1 protein-coding gene and 1 pseudogene are annotated in these 671 nt (G+C 70.6%); both read left to right on the forward strand.

Annotated elements, in window-relative coordinates; all coding sequences use genetic code 11:
• A pseudogene (locus tag AC1DWF_RS35100) lies at positions 1-371 on the forward strand (ABC transporter substrate-binding protein); the annotation flags it as partial.
• 98 nt (positions 372-469) lie between these two features.
• Positions 470-671 (forward strand): TetR family transcriptional regulator (locus AC1DWF_RS35105; RefSeq protein WP_476843084.1); only part of this gene is annotated, 202 nt, incomplete at its 3' end.

Here is a 671-nt window from a genome sequence, read left to right on the forward strand (position 1 = left end):
GGGGCACGCTCATCCAGCGCCGCAGCAACCGTGAGCCTGTGGAGCGCGGGGGATGGAGCGCCTTCTGCACCTCCTATAGCGGGCTGTCGGTGATGGACCCGGTCGTGCACCAGCCGCTGCGCGGCAATGGTCTCCAGGGCTGGTTCGGCTGGCCGACGGATGCGCCCATGGAGGCGATGCGTGACGAATGGCTGGAGGCGCCCGACCTCGCGGCGCAGCAGGCCGTCGCGCGGCGCATGCAGGTCCTGGCCTTCCAGAACGTGCCGTTCATCCCGCTCGGGCAGTTCTACTTCGCGACGGCGGTCAGCACGCGGCTCAGCGATTTCGTCCGCTGGCCGACGCCACTCTTCTGGGGGTTGCGGAAGAGCTGAGCACCGCGGCGCTCTCGCCCCGCGCGGCCGCCACCCGCGCGCGGATCCTCGACGCGGCCACGGCGGAATTCGCCGCGCATGGCCTGGCCGGCGCGCGCGTGGACGAGATCGCCGTCCGGGCCAATTCCAACAAGCGGATGCTCTACGCCTATTTCGGCGCCAAGGAGGACCTCTGGCTCGCCGTGCTGGAGGCCGCCTATGCCGCCAAGCGCGAAGAGGAGGAGCAGCTCGACGTCACGCACCTGCCACCGCCGGAGGCCATGGCACGGCTCGTCGCCTTCAACCTGCGCTACACGGCAC

The sequence above is a fragment of the Aminobacter sp. P4_D5 genome, assembly GCF_056401815.1.